We start from the raw sequence: 19373 nt of genomic DNA, 5'->3' as shown, positions 1-19373 counted from the left end.
GTCGATAGAGGAGGCTTTTTATTTTGTTACTTTTCATAAGGTAGAAATATCATTAAGAAAATTATAACATAATTTTGTAAAAAAGACCATTTTAAATAAGTTGGAGCATATGTATAAAAGGTGCGCTTTTTATACATTTTTTCTTTACCCACACCTGGAGAGAACTCCGTCATATCAAGGATGTATAAAAAGCTGCATAAAGGAAGTAATCATCCGTTCTTAAACCCCTTGTGACATAAGGGGTTCTTTTTGTCGTGTCTTCCGGAAAGAGTGATTATGTTAACTAGCATGCCTGTTTGAAATTACTTGGTGTCTTGAAATAAAAAAGTCCCCTTGATATGATGCAGAAGGTCATGGCCATGACTTCAATTCATCATTCAAGGAGGACTCTTATGAATTATACTCAAAACGAAAAGTTAAATCAAGTTACACCCCATACACTGATTGTCGGAGTAGATATTGCTAAATTTAAGCATGTTGCTCGGGCACAAGATGATCGTGGAAAGATTCTTGGGAAAGCTCTAACCTTTACGAATACAAAAGAAGGATTTGATGCGTTTTTTGCCTGGTTGGAAGAGATGCAACACAAACACGAGAAAGCTGATGTTCTAGTTGGTATGGAACCTACCGGTCATTACTGGTTAAATCTAGCCTATACACTAAAGGAGAGACTTGTCTCCTTCGGAGTCGTTAATCCTCTTCACGTTAAGCGAAGTAAAGAACTTGACGATAACTCTCCAACGAAAAATGATATCAAGGATGCTAGAGTTATCGCTCAACTGATAAAAGATGGTCGATTTTCTTATCCTCGTTTACCAATGGATCAAGACGCTGAAGTAAAGGCAGGAATTACAATCAGGAATCAAATCGTAGGTGATTTACAGGCCCTACGAGGACGGATTCATAATTGGCTAGATAAGTATTTCCCAGAGTTTCTAACCGTTTTTAAAGACTGGGGTGGAAAGATGGCGTTGGCCACGCTAGAACATATTCCTCTTCCAGTTCAACTTAATCAAACAACACCCGAAAGGGTGGCAGAAATATGGTCCACTTACGGAGGCGTACAACGCCCAAGTCATAAACGAATACAGCGACTTCAAGAGGCTGCTGCACGTTCAGTAGGATTAACGGTTGGACTACAGATGGCACAACGAGAAATAGCCACAAATATCAAACGATATAAGATGCTGAAAGAAGAACTACATGCATTAGAAAAACAATTGGAGGACCTTGTGCTCACCCTGCCGGGTATTGCTGAAATGCTGACTGTACCTGGCGTTGGGATGGTAACGGTGATTGAACTTTATTCGGAGTTAGGTGATATTAAAAATTTTGAAAATCCACGCCAAATACTAAAATACGCGGGATTAAATTTGCGAGAATCTAGCTCAGGAAAGCACAAAGGACAGACTCGAATTACCAAACGGGAAAGGTCTAAATTGAGGGCTTTGCTCTTTCGGACTGTTATGCCCCTTGTTCGACATAATCGAGCCTTTAAGGCTCTGCATCAGTACTATACAACCAGACAAGAAAACCCTTTACGTAAGAAACAATCACTGATTGTACTTTGTGGGAAGTTAGTTCGTGTTCTACATACTGTAGGTCAGAAACAATGTCCGTTTGATGAAGAGCGAATGATACGAGATATTCCCCATCTTTCTTTAGCTTTAGGAGCTTAACCTTTGTCCATTAAAAATGAAGCACGGAGTATTTGGGATAAAGCATTCTTTCAGGCATTCGACCTTGCAAACTAGCATTACCAAACTCTATCTCATAGACAGATTGAACGAAGGAATGTGGGCGCTAAGACGCTGAGAGACATGGGAGGTTTCATCGCTATGAGACATATAGAGATCCATTGTGCGACCATATGTATGTCTCCATCTTTTTTTAAAATAATGGAAAAAGAATAGCGAAGCTATTCCTCTTAGTACCAGTTTCTTATAAAAATGAGAATATAAGGTTCAGAATGGGCGTAAAAAATTTTTATATATTTTATTCCCCCCTATAAACCCTTGATATTACTCAATTTATAGAGGGAAAGATGAATATTATATTCATGTTATCAAATAGGTTAATATGGTAAAATATTCTATATGGATTAAAAAGCAAAATACAAGGTGGAGAAAAACATTAGTAAAAATATTAGAGTTGTGATTGGTTTAATCAGTAATATTATCTTATTTGTTTTTGGAATCAGAGGTTTATTAATAAGTGAACCAATACCATTTGTTTCTTACCTCTTTACGATAGGTGGACTTATTGGGATTATCGCTCTCCTTCTTGAATTAAAAAAGAGAAATACTACTGAGTCTAGTAATTCTGAACAAATATAGATCTCTGCGCTTAGAGTTAGTATTCTAGGCGTTTTTTTGTTATTGATTTCCGATAATGTGGATTATGGTGCGACAAGAAGTCGCTTTCTTACAGTGTAGCTGACGCTACTCATCTAGACGCGAAGATGATCTCCATCCGAAACGGCATGCTTGGTAACGAGCCTGTCGGTTGCATGAGGAAATGCGGAAACAGAGGACAATTGCATGGTCCAGAATACTGCTAGGAGAAGATAGGTATGGTAAACGAAAGTGAAGGTTTGTAAGCTTCGTAAGCGTTAGCTCAAGATAATGCATAGTTTTGCTTGGGTCTTGGCAAGAGGAAAAGTAGAATCATAATGCTGCTCTGATGCGTCCCGCATCTTGCCCGGAGTAAAGAACCTACCTACCCCTATTGCATCTGTAGAAAGTGGAACTTGGTAAGCCCTATGTCATCTGCATAAGCAGTAGGATGACTGCAAAGTCAAACGATGTGACAGAGGGTATGGGATATGAGAAAAAGCGAAAGCCGTTACCCTGAAAAGGGACAGGAAAGCAGAAACATTGTATAACTGGACGGATACTGTCGTCTTTACAGACAATGACAGGCTCGAAAGAGTGCCTACTTCTCATTGGTCTTCAACACGAAAATAAATTTGTGGCTATCTTCTAACGAAAAGGAGCGTGCTGTTATGAATACCTCTCTACGAGCGTCGGCGCACGTCTCGCATAAAGGTTGGTACTCTATTGATTGGAATACTATACAACACTATGTAACGAAGTTACGACAAAGAATTTATCGTGCCGAACAACAAAATCAACGAAGAAGAGTAAGAAAACTTCAACGTTTACTGCTCCGGAGTAAAGCCAATTTATTACTCTCCATACGCAGAGTGACGCAACAAAATACCGGTAAGCAAACACCTGGTGTAGACGGCTACACGGCCTCAAAACCAAGCGAACGTATCAAGCTATATCAACAACTAGTTAAATGCAATGTCTTTCGACATCGCCCAAAGCCAGCGAAACGAACGTTTATTGCTAAGAAGAATGGGAAATTAAGACCTCTCGGTATCCCGACGACACGAGATCGAGTTTATCAAAATGTTGTAAAGAACGCACTCGAACCGCAATGGGAAGTCAGGTTCGAAGCCAGTTCCTACGGTTTCCGTCCTAAGAGAAGCACTCATGATGCCATAAGTAATCTCTTTAACAAGCTTAACACGAATAGTAAGAAAAAGTGGGTGTTTGAAGGAGATTTCCTAGGGTGTTTTGACCACCTTAATCATCATTGGATAGTAGAAAAAACGTCTATGTTTCCAGGAAATACTCTCATCAAAAGGTGGCTCAAGATGGGATATATGGAGCAAGGTATGTTTCACAACACAATGGAAGGAAGTCCTCAAGGAAGTGTAGCTTCTCCCCTTCTAGCTAATATAGCGCTAGATGGAATGGAAAAAGAGATTGGTATTGTTTACCGAAAGACATACAAATCAGGCACGGGCTACAAGATTGATCCAAAGTGTAAGATGGGACGTGTCGCTTACGCAGATGACTTCGTCATCGTAACGGAAACGAAGGAACAAGTTGAAAGTATGTATCAGAAACTCAATCCTTACTTGCAAAAGCGAGGAATTAAATTGAGTGTTGATAAAACAAAAGTAACACATATCGAGAGTGGGTTTGATTTTCTCGGTTTCTCACTTCGTCAATACAAGACTGAGCAAGGAAATAAGTTATTGATCAAACCTAGCAAAGACAGTATCAAAAAAGCAAAAGGTAAGATAAAAGATACGTTCGCAGTAATGCGAGGACGACCAGTAAAAGAACTAATACGTGTTTTAAACCCTATTATTCGTGGTTACGGACAGTATTGGAAACATGTCGTATCAAAAAAGACGTTTGGGTATATGGACAATTATGTTTTCCTGAAAATAAGAAAACACCTTAGACAATTGCATCCAAAGAAGTCTTGGAAATGGATTCGAGAGCGTTATTTTAAGAAACCCCACCATGGAGGAAATGATAGATGGATTCTCACATGTCCACTTACCAATATTCAATTATTAAAAATGTCGTGGATTAAAATAGAGCGTCATGTGATGGTAGCTTATAAAAACAGCCCAGATGATCCTAGCCTAAAAGAATATTGGGAAAAGCGAGACCGTAAGGTCTTTAATAGCGAAAATACGCTAGACAGGATGAAACTCGCAAGGAAACAAGGTTACCGTTGCGCATTGTGTAAATACACTCTACAAAATGGCGAAAAAGTCACTGTACGAAACTTAGAAGTTTCTACAGGTAAAACTGCTAAATTAGTACATGCACCGTGTAATAAATAAATAAGTTGTTCGGATAAAAAGAAGGCTTGAGCCGTATGACGGGAAATCTGTCACGTACGGTTCTTAGGGGGGCGGGCGCTCGTGAGAGTGCCTGCCTACCCGACTTAACTAAACCTGTACAGGAGATTTATAACAATCTACGTCTCTAGATGTATAGTAATAACGAAGAATAAGCGTTAAAATTTTCCATATAAATTAATGGATATTACATGGAGGGTATTTATGAAAAAAGTTTATATTGGGATCATAGCAGCTTTGAGTGTATCTATACTCTTGTTTGGTTGTAGCTCAAAAGAAAAAGAGATGAAGGATGACGTAAACTTAGGATTTGACCAAGCTAAAAAAATCGAAGTATCATCTACAAATCACCCAGACGTAGTCTTAAATACTATTGATAAGCAGCAAGATATAAATACATTTATCAATAAACTAAAAATGGATAAATGGAATGTTGCAGAAATCCCTGCCGATGCTAAAAAAGAGAATGTCTATAAAATGTATCAGGAAGGAACCGTTAAATTGGGGGAGTCATCAAATAAGGGTAAAAAAGATCTTAAACAAGTGGCTACAGTTACTACTTACAAAGGTATTCCTTATATTGACGTTGAAATTAAAAATCTTAATTTAAAGCTTAAAGTTCCAAATGATGTATCTGAATATCTGTCTATTCAAAGTCAGCAGAAACATTAGTTACATACATAACAGATATAAGAAATAAAGCCCTAAGAGTGTTGAACATTTTTAGGGCTTTATTTTTACCGATAACACGTTTTATGGTGCGACAAGAAGTCGCTTTTATATAGTGTGGCTTTACGCCACTGGTTTAGACGCAAAAACTATCCCCGTCCAAAACTGCGGGTCTGGTAACTTCTTATATTATTGAAGTTTGACTTATTTACACTTAGTAACGACAAATCGCGCTCTATTCTACGGAGTGATTTAGTTAATTATAAGAGAGGTTGTTTACCTTTATTAAAGCTTGTTAATCCTCATCGGAATTTCTTTTGCTTAAGCGTCATGCAGATTTTCATTTGAGTAGCCCTTTTTCTTTAAACACTTTTCTTAACGCTTCATTAATGAGTTCAGATTTATAATTTTTAGGAACACTATTTATAATGCTTAATATATCTTTATCAAAATGAAATCCCTGATACACTCTTTTGGATTGTTGTGGTTTTGTACCTGCCAATAAAACATCTACTACGTCACTAGTGCTATTGCGGCTAATTCCTTTCTTTTTACTTTTACCTTTAAGCTGGGTTAAATCAGTGCTAATGGTGGGTGGTTTTCTAAATAGGGTACTGAAATCAACGTCCAACGGCTGTGGTGGCTTCCCTGTATATTTGTAAATAGACTTCTTTTTATCCCATTCATATCCCAGTTTCTTAATTTTTCTTTGAATAGTCTGAGTAGTGACATTGTACATCGTGGCTAGTTCTTTAATTGTCATTTCTTCCTTCATTACTTTTGTAAGCATTTCACCTATTAACATAACTAAAAGTCACCTGCTTTCATTATGCTGTTAGGTTCATATATTCATGACTTTTAAACCAATATCCTGCATATATGTTTGCTGATAATCCGTTTTATGTTAACTAGAAACGCATTATATATACAAACTATCCTTCTATTAATTTTATGATAAAATGGATTTTGAGGAAATGTTTAGGAGGTAATTTATTGTGGAAATAAGTTTTTTTTGGATTGCTGTAGGATTAGCAGCCCTTGGTTATTTTATAGGTGATGGTTTAAAGAACTTTAGTAAACCTCAAAAAAAATCAAGCTATCCTTATTTAATTAAAGAAAAAGATCTACACTATCATTTTAATTTAAGTAAGGGTGAAATTGAAGAATTGTTAAATAAATATCCCGGTGCTCCTAAAATAGAGCTTAAAGGGACTACATATTATCCTTATCAACAATTCATCGATTGGTTATCTTCTAACGAAATTTATAAGATGTAAAAGAGGAAGCATTTAGTCTTTGAAAAACTAGATGCTTCTTCTTTTTTATTATGTATTTCGAGAAACTAAATTATGTCAATGTGATTCACCAATTATGTAATATATATATTAAAAAATGTAATATATATGTTACAATTAAAATATGGAAGGGATTGGTATATGTTGAAAAACAATGTAAAAATATTTCGTGTACAGGCTGACTTGACCCAGCATCAATTGGCTGAAAAGGTTGGAGTTACTCGTCAAACAATAAGTTTAATTGAAAAAGGAAAATACAATCCTACCTTAAAATTGTGCTTAGAGATTTGTTATGTAGTCAACAGAACCTTAGATGAAATTTTTTGGATAGACCAGGAGGAGATTAAATGAAGTTAATAAGAGATGAAAGGCTCGTTATTAAAAATTTAAAGAATATTCGGATCGCTTTTGCTTTCCAAACCTTGGCTATGGTAGGAATTTTAATATATGACGGAATTACTAGAGGCTTTAATAATGTTACCGATAACCCTTTGTGGTTAGTTTTAATACTGACTAGTGTTATATTAGGATATTTGAATTTAGGTATTTCTGTTGATTCATATGAAAGTGGGAAACAACTTAGAAAAACACCTTACTATTTAATAGTTATAGGTTGTTTGACTATAGGAATTATTTTTGGCCTTCTAACAAAGATAACGTCTAATAGCAGCGTTCAAGATAGTACAATGATTGGACTAGTTATATTTTTATGTTTTTTAGGAACTTTTTCATTTGGTTATTTTTTAATAAAAAAACGTTCCAAAGATGAAGACGAATAAGTTTTAAAAAAATTCTTGGAACCAACCTTATGAAAACTAGAAACATATATACATAGTGATTGAAATCAATATTATTGATAAAATGGAAAAATGAAGGTGGTAGTGGAGGTTTAATATGTATATATGGAGTAATAGTTAGGGTGCCATAAGCCTTTTATATTCAAGACCAGTATTTATATTTTTCATTGTTGTATTGTCTGCTTTGTTTATCACAATTTTAATGCAAAATAAGAAGAAATTAGTTGCTGGCTTGCACGTAATCACTATAGTAATCATTAGTTTATTCATTTCAGGCTTAATCCTTTTCTTAGAAGAAATAATTGTAGATGATCTTAATTTATCAGGAGATACTTACTATTTCATCTTATATGTTTTTAATAATAGTGGCTTTATGTGTTATTAATTCAGTAATGTATTCTTTCAAAAATAAAAAACTTCAATAAAGGTAAAAAGAAGTCGCATTTAGAGGGCTTCTTTTTTTATTTGCTGCCTAGAATATCCATTATGGTAACTAAAGGTGTATATCATATACAGCCGAAAAATAGAAAAACCTACTGCTCCTGTACAGTAGGTTTCCCATGTTTAGAATAGGAAATTTGGTGTGATGCCTCACGGCGTCTTGGATAGTTTGCTCGACTTACTATTTATTATTCGTTTTATAATCCTTAAATAAAAAGAAAGAAACAGATCTAAAAAAGACTGTTTCTTTTAAAATCCAATCCAGCTTAATCCTTTACCCTTATGTTTGAAAATAAAACATCAAATATATTTTTCTTCATAGAAAATCCACTATGTTAACTAGCCTTGTATAATGTATACAGTGTAAAAATGAAAAAAAACTACTGGTCCTGTTTTCCAGTAGTTTTTTCTGTTGAAAGGTGGAAAGTATTTTACAGAAAAAATGGTCGATGCTTGGGAACATCATGAGTAGTTTGCTCTTGTTGTAATATTTTAATTCTTGTAAAAAGCAAATAACCCACGAATACAATGTATTCATGAGTGATCTACTAGTTCAATTCATGAGCACGTGGGGCCCTTTTTTAGATTATATGCCTGTTTATAAAGTTCTATAACTTCTTGTCCATAAAAAACAAACTACCCCTAAGTCAGTTAGAAAGGTGGCGAGGTAGTTTGTTAGGTGCAATGGAGTATTAGCTAAGAAGGACGCTACCCATCATGAGTAGTTTGCTCACAGTATTAGTCTTTATTCTGATTAGTGGTTTTATGTTTTTGAATAGGTTTTAATTTGTCTTATTATGGCCTCGTATTTATAATTCTCATCAATGTAAAGTATGATTTTCTCAGGCTCGTTGCTGTATTTTTGGATTAACTTCAGTAGCAATGGACGTACATGTTTATCAAATATATTTAACTTCGTTACACCTCGTTTTAGAATCTCTAAGTCGTTTGTACCTAATCTTTTATGGCATCGTTCTAAACAAATTTGGAAAGGTACATCTAAGAAGATAATAATATCTGCTTTTTTAAACCTTTCTTCGTATGTTTCTCTATATCCCCAACCTTCTATTACCCATTTATCTTTATCTAATAATTTGTTTAGTTCTCTTGAAAAATGTCTGATTTGTTGTCTGGTAGGAAAAGGAGTTGTCCTTAAAAATTTGAGTTTTTCATCCATCTCAAAGAATGGAAGTGAAAGATCTTTGCTTAATTTTTCCCCAAGTGTAGTTTTACCTGCACAACCGTTTCCAAGAATACATATCTTAGACAATTCTCACCCTCCTCTTTAGAAATGACAGTAAGGTTACTATCCCAATCTATGCTATGTATATGTCCCATAAGAGGTTGATTATTAAGTTTTTCATTATTTTTTAAATAAGTTCTTTATCAGAATAAAAAAAGCAGGCTTAAGCCTGCTACTATACTAAGTATTTACTTCTGATGATACGTTTTATGTTAACTAAAAAAAGAAAAATAACATTAGATTATTTGTGTCAGACATTATAACAAAGTTATAGCTTGCTTATATCAGTTTCCGGTAATATAAAGTTAGTTGATTGAAGATTCAGAAATCCTTTTTCTGCATAAAGACAGCACCTAATTATTTAGGTGCTGTCTTTATGCAGATTGGACAGACATTTTAATTAAGAGACAAGGTATAAAAGTCGAAAAGAGTCTGCTCTCATTCTTCATATTTGAGTTATAACTTTACTTCTAACTCTCTAAGCAGTTTTTTTACTCCCTCACGGCTTAGAATTATTTTTCCTTTTGCCAAGATTAAATTATTTTCAGAGACTTCACCTGTCACTTTACAAGCTAAATTAGGTGAATATTTTTTCAATACAATGTTCTCATTATCTACAAAAATTTCAACAGGTTCGTTCTTTTTAATATTTAACGTTCTTCTTAGTTCGATGGGTAAGACTACTCTTCCCAGGTTGTCTAGTTTCCTAACGATGCCAGTAGCTTTCAATTTAAAACCTCCATAAAATATTACTTACTTACCCATTAAGTGTACAATATGCTTTTTATTGTTTTTTTAATCTGTACCTTATGCAGACTAAGTCCTACTTGTATATAAATCCCATTATTATACATAATAATAAACAAATATAATTTCTCAAAAGGGGCTTTCGATAGTGAATAAAGAACAAGTCATTGAAGTTTATCAAGATGTTCTAGATAAGAGAAGAAAACGATTTCCGAATTATTTCTTTATAGGTAATGAAGGAAAAAAATATATGCGCTATATGACATGCTATCTACTTGAGCAACGCTTATCGATCCCCATCGATGAAATCCCTTTTCAAGTAGGTGCCAATACATTATGGTCCCATCGTCTAAGACCACCTGCTATGCTATATGGATGGAATTATTATGAAGTTATCGACAATGCCTATCCAGGAAGATTTAAACCTTGGCAGTTCCAACAAGCTCCTGATAAATATTGGGACGGGGAAGAAGGAAAGAGAAGAGCTATTGAAGCAGTAAAGTATGTAATAGAGGAAAAACTAAAAATCCCTCTTAAAGAGATTCCTAATCAGGTTAATATTCACTTTTTTAATCAACATAGCCTAGGAGGTGTCTTTTCCCTTTTCGGCCAATCCCCTTTTCAAGTGGTAGAAGCTGTTTATCCGGAAGTCTTTAAACCCTGGCAGTTTGCTCATGTTCCCATGAATTGTTGGAAAAACGAAGAATATATTCGAGAGGCAATGGACGATTTTTTATTCAAACAGCTTCATTTCTCTTCTTATAACGAGGCTTTTCTCAAATTAAAAGGAAATCATTTTACCGATTTTCAGTTAACAGGTCTCTTTCAAATGGCGTTTGATTCCAGAATGAACAACGTGAAGGAATGGATAAAAAACCAACTAACGAATATAGACAATAGATTATTTTATGTGGATCTTGATTAATGAAAGAACTGATTGAAACGAATAGCCTGTGAACTACATTCCTATTATTTTTATTTCCTATTTTTTAAAATAGCGATTTATAAGTATGCAGTTAATTGCTTTGATTTTTCTTCTTCATAAAAAGATATAAAGATTCAGCAAAAAAAAGAAAAAGAAGAAAAAAGAGTACAAATAATTCAGCAACCTCCATTACCCTAAATGGACTCAGGCGTTGTACAACGCCTGAGAAACATCAAATCCTTGAAAAATATCGATGCCTAAAGAAAAGCCCATTAAGCATCCCATCATTAAAAGACTAATACTCATGATTTTCATATTTATCACGCTCAATTTAATAGGGTCTTCTCTTTTTTCTATGATGATACATAAATATCTATTGTTAATTTTTACATAAAAAAACTCTTATATGGTTAAAGTAATAAAAACTTACAGAAGGGTGCTTAAATATATGCCTTCGTTTTTTAAAGATCGCGAACCAAAAAAGAAACGACCACAGGATAACGAGAATCAAATGACTGATTCTCCAGTAGAACTGATACAAGTTTCATTATCGGGCAACCTTAACATGATTAAGCAGAAAACCGGAAATAGTTCAGATCTCGTTATTCGTGAGATAAAAATGGGGGGGGACTCCCACATTAAAACGGCGATTGTCTACGTAGATGGAATTGTAGATAATCAGTCGATTCAAGAGTATTTACTGCAATCTATGATGAAGGATGATCATAAAGAAGAAATAAATCAGTACAATGCGATAGACCTGCTTTCTAAAGATATAATGACAATTGGGAACATCTCTTCCATCACTAACTTCGATGACCTGTTTGCATCTTTAATGGCAGGCGCTACTCTTATTTTAGTGGATGGAGTAGATCAAGCACTGAGTGCTAGCACCAAAGGTGGAGAAAGACGTTCCATTGCGGAATCTACTACCCAAATGGTGGTGCGAGGACCAAAAGGGGCCTTTACCGAGTCTCTTGGGACCAATACAGCTATGGTACGCCGCATTATTAAGACCCCCGATTTATGGATGGAGTCGTTAAAAGTTGGACGTGTAACTAAGACAGATGTGACGCTCATGTACATACATGGCATTGCCAATGATAAAGTCGTTAAAGAAATTCGTCAACGATTGCAGCGAATTGATATTGATAGCATTTTGGAATCAGGTTATATTGAACAACTAATAGAGGATCAAACATTCACCCCTTTTCCAACTATGTACAACACGGAAAGACCTGATGTTGTAGCTGGAAACCTGTTAGAGGGAAGGATTGCTATATTTGTGGATGGAACCCCTTTTGTACTCATTGCGCCAGCTGTATTTATACAATTTTTCCAATCGGCTGAAGATTATTATGCGCGTTTTGACATTGCGACATCGATTCGTCTTTTACGCATTCTTATGTTTCTCATTTCGCTTATCGCACCTGCTACTTATGTCGCCGTTACAACCTTCCACCAGGAAATGGTGCCAACCACGCTCATTGTAGCCATTGCGGCACAAAGGGAAACGGTTCCCTTTCCGGCATTTGTGGAAGCTCTTCTCATGGAACTAACCTTTGAAATCTTACGAGAAGCAGGGATACGTTTGCCTAAAGCCATTGGTTCGGCCGTATCCATTGTGGGGGCCCTTGTAATTGGTCAAGCAGCTGTTCAAGCGAGCATTGTGTCACCAGCAATGGTTATCATTGTATCGATCACAGCCATTGCTAGTTTTGCCACACCTTCCTTTGATATGGCGATTTCAGCTCGCTTAATTCGTTTTTTGTTTATGATTGGTGCAGCAACATTTGGTTTCTACGGCATCATTTTGTGCCTTTTAATGATGGTTGTCCATCTATGTAGCTTACGTTCATTTGGTGTGCCCTATATGGCTCCATTTGCTCCCTTCATCCCCGTAAACAATGCTGATACGGTTGTTAGATTACCATGGTGGACATTGAGACAAAGACCTAGATTAATTACGGCTAACACGGTTCGAGAAGGAGCAAACCAATACCCACACCCTCCTGCATCTCGAGGAATGGTGAACCGGGACCTTGAAGAAGGTGACAACAATGAAGCGTAAGGGATTTTTTCTTTTGGTGATGATGACGATAACCCTCTTGCTCACAAGTTGTTGGAGTAAAAAAGAGTTAACGGACCTTGCTATTGTATCAGCCATGGGTATCGACGAAACGAAAGGTGGAAGATTTCACATAACGCTCCAGATTATTAATCCAGGCAATGTGGCAGGAGGTATGCAAGGAGGGGGAGGCAGTCAAAGCCCTCCTGTTACCATTTATTCTGCTTCAGGGGATAATCTAGTCGAAGCAAGTAGACGGGCTTCAGGAAGAATCTCTCGACGATTGTATTATGCTCATACAAACTTAGTCGTAGTTGGGGAGAAACTGGCCAGAAAAGAAGGGCTTAATACGCTAATCGATGGTTTAGATCGGGATCCAGAATTTCGAAATACTTCCACCATTGTGATTGCGAAAAACTCGACCGCAGCTGATCTTGTCAAAACATTAACCCCGGTTGATAAAATTCCAGCGAATAAGGTGCTCAAAACCTTAGAATTCACCCAAAGAAAATGGGGAGAGAATGTAAAAACATCGCTCCAAGAGGTGATGAGAAGCCTTGAATCACCTGGAAGAGGAACTGTTGTATCAGGATTCCGTCTCGTTGGGAATCCCAAGCAAGCACAAAAGCTGGAGAACCTTCAAGAAAGTGCACCCGAAGCAACGCTTCGAGCTTCCGGAATAGCTGTTTTAAAACAAGGGAAATTGGTGGATTGGCTTTATGGAAAACCAGCAAGAGGAACGGTATGGATTCTCGATAAAATCCAAGGAACGGATATTAATATTGATTGGGCAGGAAAGAAAGAAGCTATTGCTTATCAAACTGTACGACAAAAAACAAGTGTGTCTGCTCAAGTGAAGAATGGCCAACCTCATATTTCTGTTCATACACGTGTTGAAGGAGATATCGGTGACATGGAGGTACCTGTTGATATCACCAATCCGAAGGTTATTACAAAAATCGAACAATCTGTGAGGAAAGAAATAAAAAAAGAGCTAAGGGTAGCTATTGAACGTGCACAAAAAAACAAAACGGATATTTTAGGATTTGGCGAAGTCGTTCATCGTACTAGACCAAATCAATTTAAAAAATTAAAAACAGAATGGAATGATGTCTACTTTCCAAAGTTAGATGTAGATATCACAGTGGAAGCCTATGTACGTCGAGCTGGCTTACGAAATAAATCGTTTCTTTCAGGGGTAAAAGAGAATCAAAAGTAAGAAAAAGGAGGTGCCAGTGAATGGAGAAAGCAAAAATTAGTGCCAGTCAGCTCTTTATTTTAATGGTTTTATTTGAGCTGGGGAGTGCTTTACTGGTACCTCTCGCTATCCGAGCTAAACAAGATGCATGGCTTGCGATTCTGCTGGGCATGTTAGGAAGCTTTGTTTTATTTTTAGTTTACCATAAACTTTATACCTATTATCCCAACCTCTTCCCCACCGAATATATGCAAAAGATCTTAGGGAAAGTAGTGGGTACTGTACTTGCCTTTGTTTACATTCTTTATTTTATGCATGATGCTGCGAGGGTTTTACGGGATTTTGGTGAAATGCTGTTAACTTTTGCCTATCCTGATACGCCTTTATTTATCGCCAATGCATTATTAATGCTTGTCATTGTTTATACAGTCAGAAAAGGAATCGAAGTAATAGCCCGATCAGGAGAATTGCTTTTTATTTTCATGTATGTCCTTGCGGTTGCTGGATTTATCTTAATCGTTTCTTCTGGTTTAATTGAGGTTAAAAATTTACAACCTGTACTAGAAGAAGGATTGCTACCATCGGTAAAGGTTGCATTGTCTGAAACGTTATATTTTCCGTTTACTGAAGCTATTGTGTTTACCATGATTTTGCCGTATTTAAATGATTCTAAAAAAGCAAAGGTGACGATGCTTTGTGCAACGGGATTAAGTGGAATCAATTTGGTTATTACGATGCTCATTAACATTAGTGTGCTTGGTGTTAATCTAACTGCACGTTCCCAATTCCCCCTTCTTAGTACAGTCGCGAGCATCCAAGTAGCAGATTTTTTAGAACGGCTTGATGTGTTTTTTATGCTTGCTATGGTGATTGGGATTTTTTTTAAGGTTACCATATTATTTTATGCAGCCACTATAGGAACAGCCAACTTATTCAAGATTAAGGCACCTTCAATGTTAGCGTATCCTTTAGGAATCGTTATTCTATTTTTATCTATCACAATCGCGAGTAATTTCCAAGAACACCTTCATGAAGGGTTACATGTAGCCAAAGTTATTCTACATATTCCTCTGTTCACCATAATTCCTCCTATCCTTCTTTTTGTAGCTTTCATAAAAAACAGGAAGAAGGATAGGAGGAAACACATTTGACTAGCTAATCTTCATATGAACATTGTCGTTATTGTTACATTCCTTAGAAAGGTACTTAACAGTAAAAAGAAACTTTTTAGTCTAGAGTTAACCTTAAAGCAAATTTACTATTTACTACATACTATTCAAAATTGCAAATGCTGAAAATGTTAAAAAATGATTCAGCAAGACAAAAGATTGCTTTAAATAAAAACAAAAAGGAGGTTCTAATTGCATGGAGAAAGCTAAAATTAGTTCTAGTCAGCTCTTTATCTTAATGGTCCTGTTTGAACTGGGGAGTGCTTTATTGGTGCCCCTTGCGATTGATGCAAAGCAAGACGCTTGGCTTGCGATTCTGCTTGGAATGGTATGTAGTTTCATTCTATTATTAGTCTATCATAAGCTTTATACCTATTATCCCAACCTCTTGCCTACAGAATATATGCAAAGGATTCTAGGGAAAGTACTTGGAACCGTACTAGCCTTTATTTACATTCTTTACTTTATGTATGATGCCTCAAGAGTTCTACGCGATTTTGGTGAAATGTTGTTAACTTTTGCCTATGCTGACACACCTTTATTCATCGCGAATGCCTTGTTAATGCTTGTCATTATTTACACCATTAGAAAAGGAATTGAGGTCATAGCTCGATCCGGAGAACTGCTTTTTATTTTTATGTATGTCCTTGCGATTGCTGGGTTTATTTTAATTATTTCTTCTGGTTTAATCCAGATTAAAAATTTACAACCTGTTTTGGAAGATGGATTGTTACCTGTCCTAAAAGTGGTATTTACACAAACGTTATATTTTCCATTTACAGAAGTGATTGTATTTACCATGATTTTGCCGTATTTAAATAATCCTAAGAAGGCAAAAGTGACCATGCTATGTGCAACAGGATTAAGTGGAATCAATTTAATTATTACCATGCTTATTAATGTCTGTGTACTGGGTGTTGATTTAACTGCACGTTCACAATACCCACTTCTTAGTACAATTGAGAGCATCCAAGTAGCTAATTTTTTAGAACGTCTTGATGTATTTTTTATGCTTGCCTTAATCATCACTATCTTCTTTAAAATCTGTGTATTATTCTACGCAGCTGTCGTAGGAACTGCTAGTTTATTTAAGATTAAATCACCTTCACGGTTATCATATCCTTTGGGGCTAATCATTCTCTTTTTGTCTATTACCATTGCAAGCAATCTTCAAGAGCATAATCATGAAGGACTAAAGGTGGCAATGCTGGTTCTACATATCCCTCTTCTTATGATTATTCCTCCTCTGCTTCTTCTTGTATCTTTCTTGAAAAATAGGAAGAAGCATGATGGGAACACATTTGATTAACTAATTTTCATAGTGAATATTGTCATTCTCGTTAAATTCCCCTAGTAAAACCCTTATACGTGGAAAGGATACTTTTAGCTTAGAATTAACCTTAGAGTAAATCTACTATCTACTTCATAACGTTTAAAGAAGCGCAAGTAATGAAAAGGGTAAAGAGCCATTCAAACAAGCAAAAGATTACTTTAAATAAAATGGAAAAGGAGGAAAGATTGAATGGAAAAAGCCAAAATTAGTGCTAGTCAGCTCTTTATCTTAATGGTTCTGTTTGAGCTGGGTACTTCTTTATTGTTACCTATTGCAATGGACGCAAAACAAGACGCTTGGCTTGCGATTCTACTTGGAATGGTGTTCAGTTTTGTTCTGTTTCTAATCTATCATAAACTCTACTCGTACTATCCAGATCTCTTGCCTACAGAGTACATGCAAAAAATCTTAGGTAAAGCAATAGGAAGCGTACTAGCCTTTCTTTATATCTTTTATTTTATCTATGATGTAGCAAGAGTTCTACGTGATATCGGAGAGATGTTGTTAACCTTTGCCTATCCCGATACCCCTTTATTTATTGCGAGTGGTTTATTGATTCTTGTTATTATTTATACGGTCCGCAAAGGAATTGAAGTAATAGCCCGATCTGGAGAAATCTTTTTTGTATTCATGTATATCCTAGCTGTCACTGGTTTTATTCTGATTGTGTGTTCTGGGCTAATCAACTTTAAGAACTTACAGCCAGTACTTGAAGAAGGAATTTTCCCTGTCCTAAAAGTCACATTTAATCAGATCCTGTATTTTCCTTTTGGAGAAGCCATTGTGTTTACAATGATTTTACCTTATTTGAAAAATCCTAAAAAGGCCAAAATGACGATGTTATGTGCGACGGGATTAACAGGCATCAACTTGACCATTACCATGATTATAAATCTTAGTGTACTTGGTGTCGATTTGACTGCACGCTCACAGTTCCCTCTTCTTAGTACGGTTCAGACCATCCAGGTAGCTGACTTTTTGGAGCGTCTGGATGTGTTCTTTATGCTTGCTTTAGTTATCGGTGGTTTTTTTAAGATAAGCGTGCTGTTTTATTCGGCTGTCATAGGTACTGCCAATTTATTTAAGATTAAATCACCTTCCCGACTGTCTTACCCTTTGGGACTCATCATTCTATTTATGTCTCTGACGATTTCTAGCAATTTTCAAGAACATGTCCATGAAGGGATAGGAGTAGAAATGTTTGTTCTGCATATTCCTCTCCTCGCGATCATTCCTCCTCTGCTTCTTCTTATTGCATTCTTAAAAAATAGAAAGAAGCAGAAAGCATAACAGATTTGTTTACTCGGTTTTTGAATGATAAAAATCTTCTAGTTGATTGAACCATCACAAGTTAGTAATTATCAATATACATTTAAACTATGTGAGGTGATTTTTCTGTATACTTGATTTTATGATCATTTTATCAATACAATTCTATTTCCTCTTACTTGTATAGTGATGGTAGCCATTATATTAAGTGTATATGTATACGTTAAATTTTAAAAAACAAATAATAAGTAGAAAGAATCTTTTTTATTGGGTTTCCATCTATTAGTTTTATATATGATATTCATGATTAATTTAAATAATTTTGATTCTTAACCATTATATATTTACTTTTAATAATATATAAAAAGAAGCAGTGGCTCAATGCACACTGCTCCTTTTCCCTTATTGATGTCGAAGCTTTTCAATTTCTTCTATCGTAAGACCTGTCAATTTACTTATTACATTGCTAGCTATACCTTCTTGAATCATTCCAATAGCCATAGTCTTTATTGCTTCTTCACGTCCCTCTTCTCGTCCTTCTTGTTTCCCTTTTTTCTCTGCTCTCTTTAAAGCAGATTTTTCATCTAATAGGGCTTTTCTCCTTGCCTCATAAGCCAGTAAAACTTCTGGATCTTGACTCACGCGTTCCCATTCATCTATTGCTTTCTTCAATACCTGATCTTCTTGCATCGCAATCTCCTCCAATACTTGAGTGATTTCTTCATCTTCCGATGCTTCAAGTAATAATAACCATCGCACAAGTTGATCTTCTCGTGGATCTACCTCTCTGTTACGCCATTTAATTAATAACTTGGGTAGCTCCATAAAATGAATTTCCAACATATCGGTTAAGAGTAATTTCTGTTCTCGCTCATATAACTGAAAGGCGGAATGATAATTAGTGATATGTGATAAATAACGAAAGTTAACAATATTGATAGTAATCGTTTTACAAAGCTCTCCGTAGTCCATACCTTCTTTCATTTGGCTGCTATACATTTTGGACCAGTAATAGAGTGTTCGTTTTTCCATGTCATGTTTATTATTAAGCTGAATTTCAATATTGACACGGCTTCCATCCTCTAACTGAGCGTGTACATCTAAAATCGAGCGTTTATCTTCTTGGTTTTCTTTATTAAAATGAGGATCTAATAACTGAACCGTTTGAATTCTTTTCTGGTCTGGAAAGCGAAGTGCTGCATTTAAAAAGGCAGCTAGAATGGATTCATTTCCATGTGTGCCAAATAGTGATTTAAACGCAAAGTCGACACGTAAGTCTAATCGTTTCGTCATAATATCCTCCATCATCTCCATGTTTGTTATTAGTATACCATGACTGGATGAGTTCTTTCTATTTCTCGCTTTATAGCATAATAAAGTGGCTATCAGGTATCTCTCGTCCTTCATTATTAATAATGATAAGTAGAAAGTACTGCGCATCAATAAAAACTTTATAACTATGAAAGATCTCCACGAAATTAAATAACCTGAGTCCTTATCAGTATAGAACTCAGGCTGCATAGGTAGCTTTCTTAAGACTGTCTATT

At 35.8% G+C, this 19373-nt stretch carries 16 protein-coding genes and 1 pseudogene; 12 read left to right on the top strand and 5 right to left on the bottom strand.

Going from position 1 to position 19373, the window contains the following annotated elements:
- Positions 1 to 392: 392 nt before the first annotated feature.
- The 3 genes from ACWATA_RS28000 (at position 393) to ACWATA_RS27990 (ending at position 5344) form a co-directional block, all read left to right on the top strand.
- Entirely contained in the window at positions 393 to 1679 is a 1287-nt protein-coding gene (locus ACWATA_RS28000) for an IS110 family RNA-guided transposase (protein WP_473050491.1), read from the top strand.
- Between the two features lie 1325 nt (positions 1680 to 3004).
- Positions 3005 to 4654, top strand: coding sequence for a group II intron reverse transcriptase/maturase (gene ltrA, locus ACWATA_RS27995; protein ID WP_060744830.1), 1650 nt, complete (start codon positions 3005 to 3007; stop codon positions 4652 to 4654).
- Positions 4655 to 4876: 222 nt separating this feature from the next.
- Positions 4877 to 5344 (top strand): hypothetical protein, encoded by a 468-nt coding sequence (locus tag ACWATA_RS27990; protein WP_060744829.1) that lies wholly within the window; start codon positions 4877 to 4879, stop codon positions 5342 to 5344.
- A 337-nt stretch (positions 5345 to 5681) separates the two neighbouring features.
- Here the strand turns inward: ACWATA_RS27990 and ACWATA_RS27985 are convergent, their stop codons facing one another.
- Positions 5682 to 6146 (bottom strand): helix-turn-helix domain-containing protein, encoded by a 465-nt coding sequence (locus tag ACWATA_RS27985; protein ID WP_060744828.1) that lies wholly within the window; start codon positions 6144 to 6146, stop codon positions 5682 to 5684.
- 190 nt (positions 6147 to 6336) lie between these two features.
- Between ACWATA_RS27985 and ACWATA_RS27980 the strand changes: the two genes are divergently transcribed.
- The 3 genes from ACWATA_RS27980 (at position 6337) to ACWATA_RS27970 (ending at position 7415) form a co-directional block, all read left to right on the top strand.
- Complete coding sequence (locus tag ACWATA_RS27980) at positions 6337 to 6618, top strand: hypothetical protein (RefSeq protein ID WP_060744827.1); 282 nt, start codon at positions 6337 to 6339, stop codon at positions 6616 to 6618.
- Positions 6619 to 6780: 162 nt separating this feature from the next.
- Positions 6781 to 6987, top strand: coding sequence for a helix-turn-helix transcriptional regulator (locus ACWATA_RS27975; protein ID WP_060744835.1), 207 nt, complete (start codon positions 6781 to 6783; stop codon positions 6985 to 6987).
- Entirely contained in the window at positions 6984 to 7415 is a 432-nt protein-coding gene (locus tag ACWATA_RS27970) for a hypothetical protein (protein ID WP_060744826.1), read from the top strand. Before ACWATA_RS27975 ends, ACWATA_RS27970 begins: the two co-directional genes overlap by 4 nt.
- 1222 nt (positions 7416 to 8637) lie before the next feature.
- Here the strand turns inward: ACWATA_RS27970 and ACWATA_RS27965 are convergent.
- Positions 8638 to 9144 carry a shikimate kinase gene (locus ACWATA_RS27965; protein WP_047934009.1) on the bottom strand — a complete coding sequence of 169 codons (507 nt, stop codon included), beginning with the start codon at positions 9142 to 9144 and terminating at the stop codon, positions 8638 to 8640.
- 429 nt (positions 9145 to 9573) lie between these two features.
- Positions 9574 to 9846 carry an AbrB/MazE/SpoVT family DNA-binding domain-containing protein gene (locus tag ACWATA_RS27960; RefSeq protein ID WP_047934008.1) on the bottom strand — a complete coding sequence of 91 codons (273 nt, stop codon included), beginning with the start codon at positions 9844 to 9846 and terminating at the stop codon, positions 9574 to 9576.
- 166 nt (positions 9847 to 10012) lie between these two features.
- Between ACWATA_RS27960 and ACWATA_RS27955 the strand changes: the two genes are divergently transcribed.
- A complete protein-coding gene (locus ACWATA_RS27955) occupies positions 10013 to 10789 on the top strand; it encodes a DUF4046 domain-containing protein (RefSeq protein ID WP_047934007.1) in 777 nt (258 codons plus the stop codon).
- Between the two features lie 91 nt (positions 10790 to 10880).
- Here ACWATA_RS27955 and ACWATA_RS27950 read toward each other — a convergent pair.
- Positions 10881 to 11104, bottom strand: a pseudogene (locus ACWATA_RS27950) (YczF family membrane protein).
- A gap of 133 nt (positions 11105 to 11237) precedes the next feature.
- On the opposite strand from ACWATA_RS27950, the gene ACWATA_RS27945 reads away from it, so the two are divergent.
- From ACWATA_RS27945 to ACWATA_RS27925, 5 genes are all read left to right on the top strand, one after another.
- On the top strand, positions 11238 to 12860 hold the full coding sequence (locus tag ACWATA_RS27945) for a spore germination protein (protein ID WP_047934006.1): 1623 nt from the start codon (positions 11238 to 11240) through the stop codon (positions 12858 to 12860).
- Entirely contained in the window at positions 12850 to 14076 is a 1227-nt protein-coding gene (locus tag ACWATA_RS27940; protein ID WP_047934005.1) for a Ger(x)C family spore germination protein, read from the top strand. The genes ACWATA_RS27945 and ACWATA_RS27940 overlap by 11 nt, the downstream gene beginning before the upstream one ends.
- Positions 14077 to 14096: 20 nt before the next feature.
- Positions 14097 to 15206: a GerAB/ArcD/ProY family transporter gene (locus ACWATA_RS27935; protein WP_047934004.1), complete on the top strand. Its 1110-nt coding sequence runs from the start codon at positions 14097 to 14099 to the stop codon at positions 15204 to 15206.
- A gap of 214 nt (positions 15207 to 15420) precedes the next feature.
- A complete protein-coding gene (locus ACWATA_RS27930) occupies positions 15421 to 16533 on the top strand; it encodes a GerAB/ArcD/ProY family transporter (RefSeq protein WP_047934003.1) in 1113 nt (370 codons plus the stop codon).
- A 213-nt stretch (positions 16534 to 16746) separates the two neighbouring features.
- Positions 16747 to 17847 carry a GerAB/ArcD/ProY family transporter gene (locus ACWATA_RS27925; protein WP_047934002.1) on the top strand — a complete coding sequence of 367 codons (1101 nt, stop codon included), beginning with the start codon at positions 16747 to 16749 and terminating at the stop codon, positions 17845 to 17847.
- A gap of 381 nt (positions 17848 to 18228) precedes the next feature.
- Here the strand turns inward: ACWATA_RS27925 and ACWATA_RS27920 are convergent, their stop codons facing one another.
- The gene (locus ACWATA_RS27920) at positions 18229 to 19119 is read right to left on the bottom strand and encodes an Rpn family recombination-promoting nuclease/putative transposase (protein WP_080967604.1); all 891 of its coding nucleotides are present in this window, start codon (positions 19117 to 19119) and stop codon (positions 18229 to 18231) included.
- Between the last annotated feature and the right edge of the window lie 254 nt (positions 19120 to 19373).

The sequence above is a fragment of the Priestia sp. USM5 genome, from assembly GCF_058323215.1.
The sequence above is the reverse complement of the archived record's forward strand: the minus strand, read 5'-3'. Positions and strand labels throughout refer to the sequence as shown.

What these genes read in the sequence shown, in the direction of transcription:
- ltrA (WP_060744830.1), top strand. Translation starts at nt 3,005, where the DNA reads ATGAATACCTCTCTACGAGCGTCGGCGCACGTCTCGCATAAAGGTTGG.
- ACWATA_RS27970 (WP_060744826.1), top strand. Translation starts at nt 6,984, where the DNA reads ATGAAGTTAATAAGAGATGAAAGGCTCGTTATTAAAAATTTAAAGAAT.
- ACWATA_RS27925 (WP_047934002.1), top strand. Translation starts at nt 16,747, where the DNA reads ATGGAAAAAGCCAAAATTAGTGCTAGTCAGCTCTTTATCTTAATGGTT.
- ACWATA_RS27985 (WP_060744828.1), bottom strand. Translation starts at nt 6,146, where the DNA reads ATGTTAATAGGTGAAATGCTTACAAAAGTAATGAAGGAAGAAATGACA.
- ACWATA_RS27945 (WP_047934006.1), top strand. Translation starts at nt 11,238, where the DNA reads ATGCCTTCGTTTTTTAAAGATCGCGAACCAAAAAAGAAACGACCACAG.
- ACWATA_RS27935 (WP_047934004.1), top strand. Translation starts at nt 14,097, where the DNA reads ATGGAGAAAGCAAAAATTAGTGCCAGTCAGCTCTTTATTTTAATGGTT.
- ACWATA_RS28000 (WP_473050491.1), top strand. Translation starts at nt 393, where the DNA reads ATGAATTATACTCAAAACGAAAAGTTAAATCAAGTTACACCCCATACA.
- ACWATA_RS27990 (WP_060744829.1), top strand. Translation starts at nt 4,877, where the DNA reads ATGAAAAAAGTTTATATTGGGATCATAGCAGCTTTGAGTGTATCTATA.
- ACWATA_RS27930 (WP_047934003.1), top strand. Translation starts at nt 15,421, where the DNA reads ATGGAGAAAGCTAAAATTAGTTCTAGTCAGCTCTTTATCTTAATGGTC.
- ACWATA_RS27920 (WP_080967604.1), bottom strand. Translation starts at nt 19,119, where the DNA reads ATGACGAAACGATTAGACTTACGTGTCGACTTTGCGTTTAAATCACTA.
- ACWATA_RS27940 (WP_047934005.1), top strand. Translation starts at nt 12,850, where the DNA reads ATGAAGCGTAAGGGATTTTTTCTTTTGGTGATGATGACGATAACCCTC.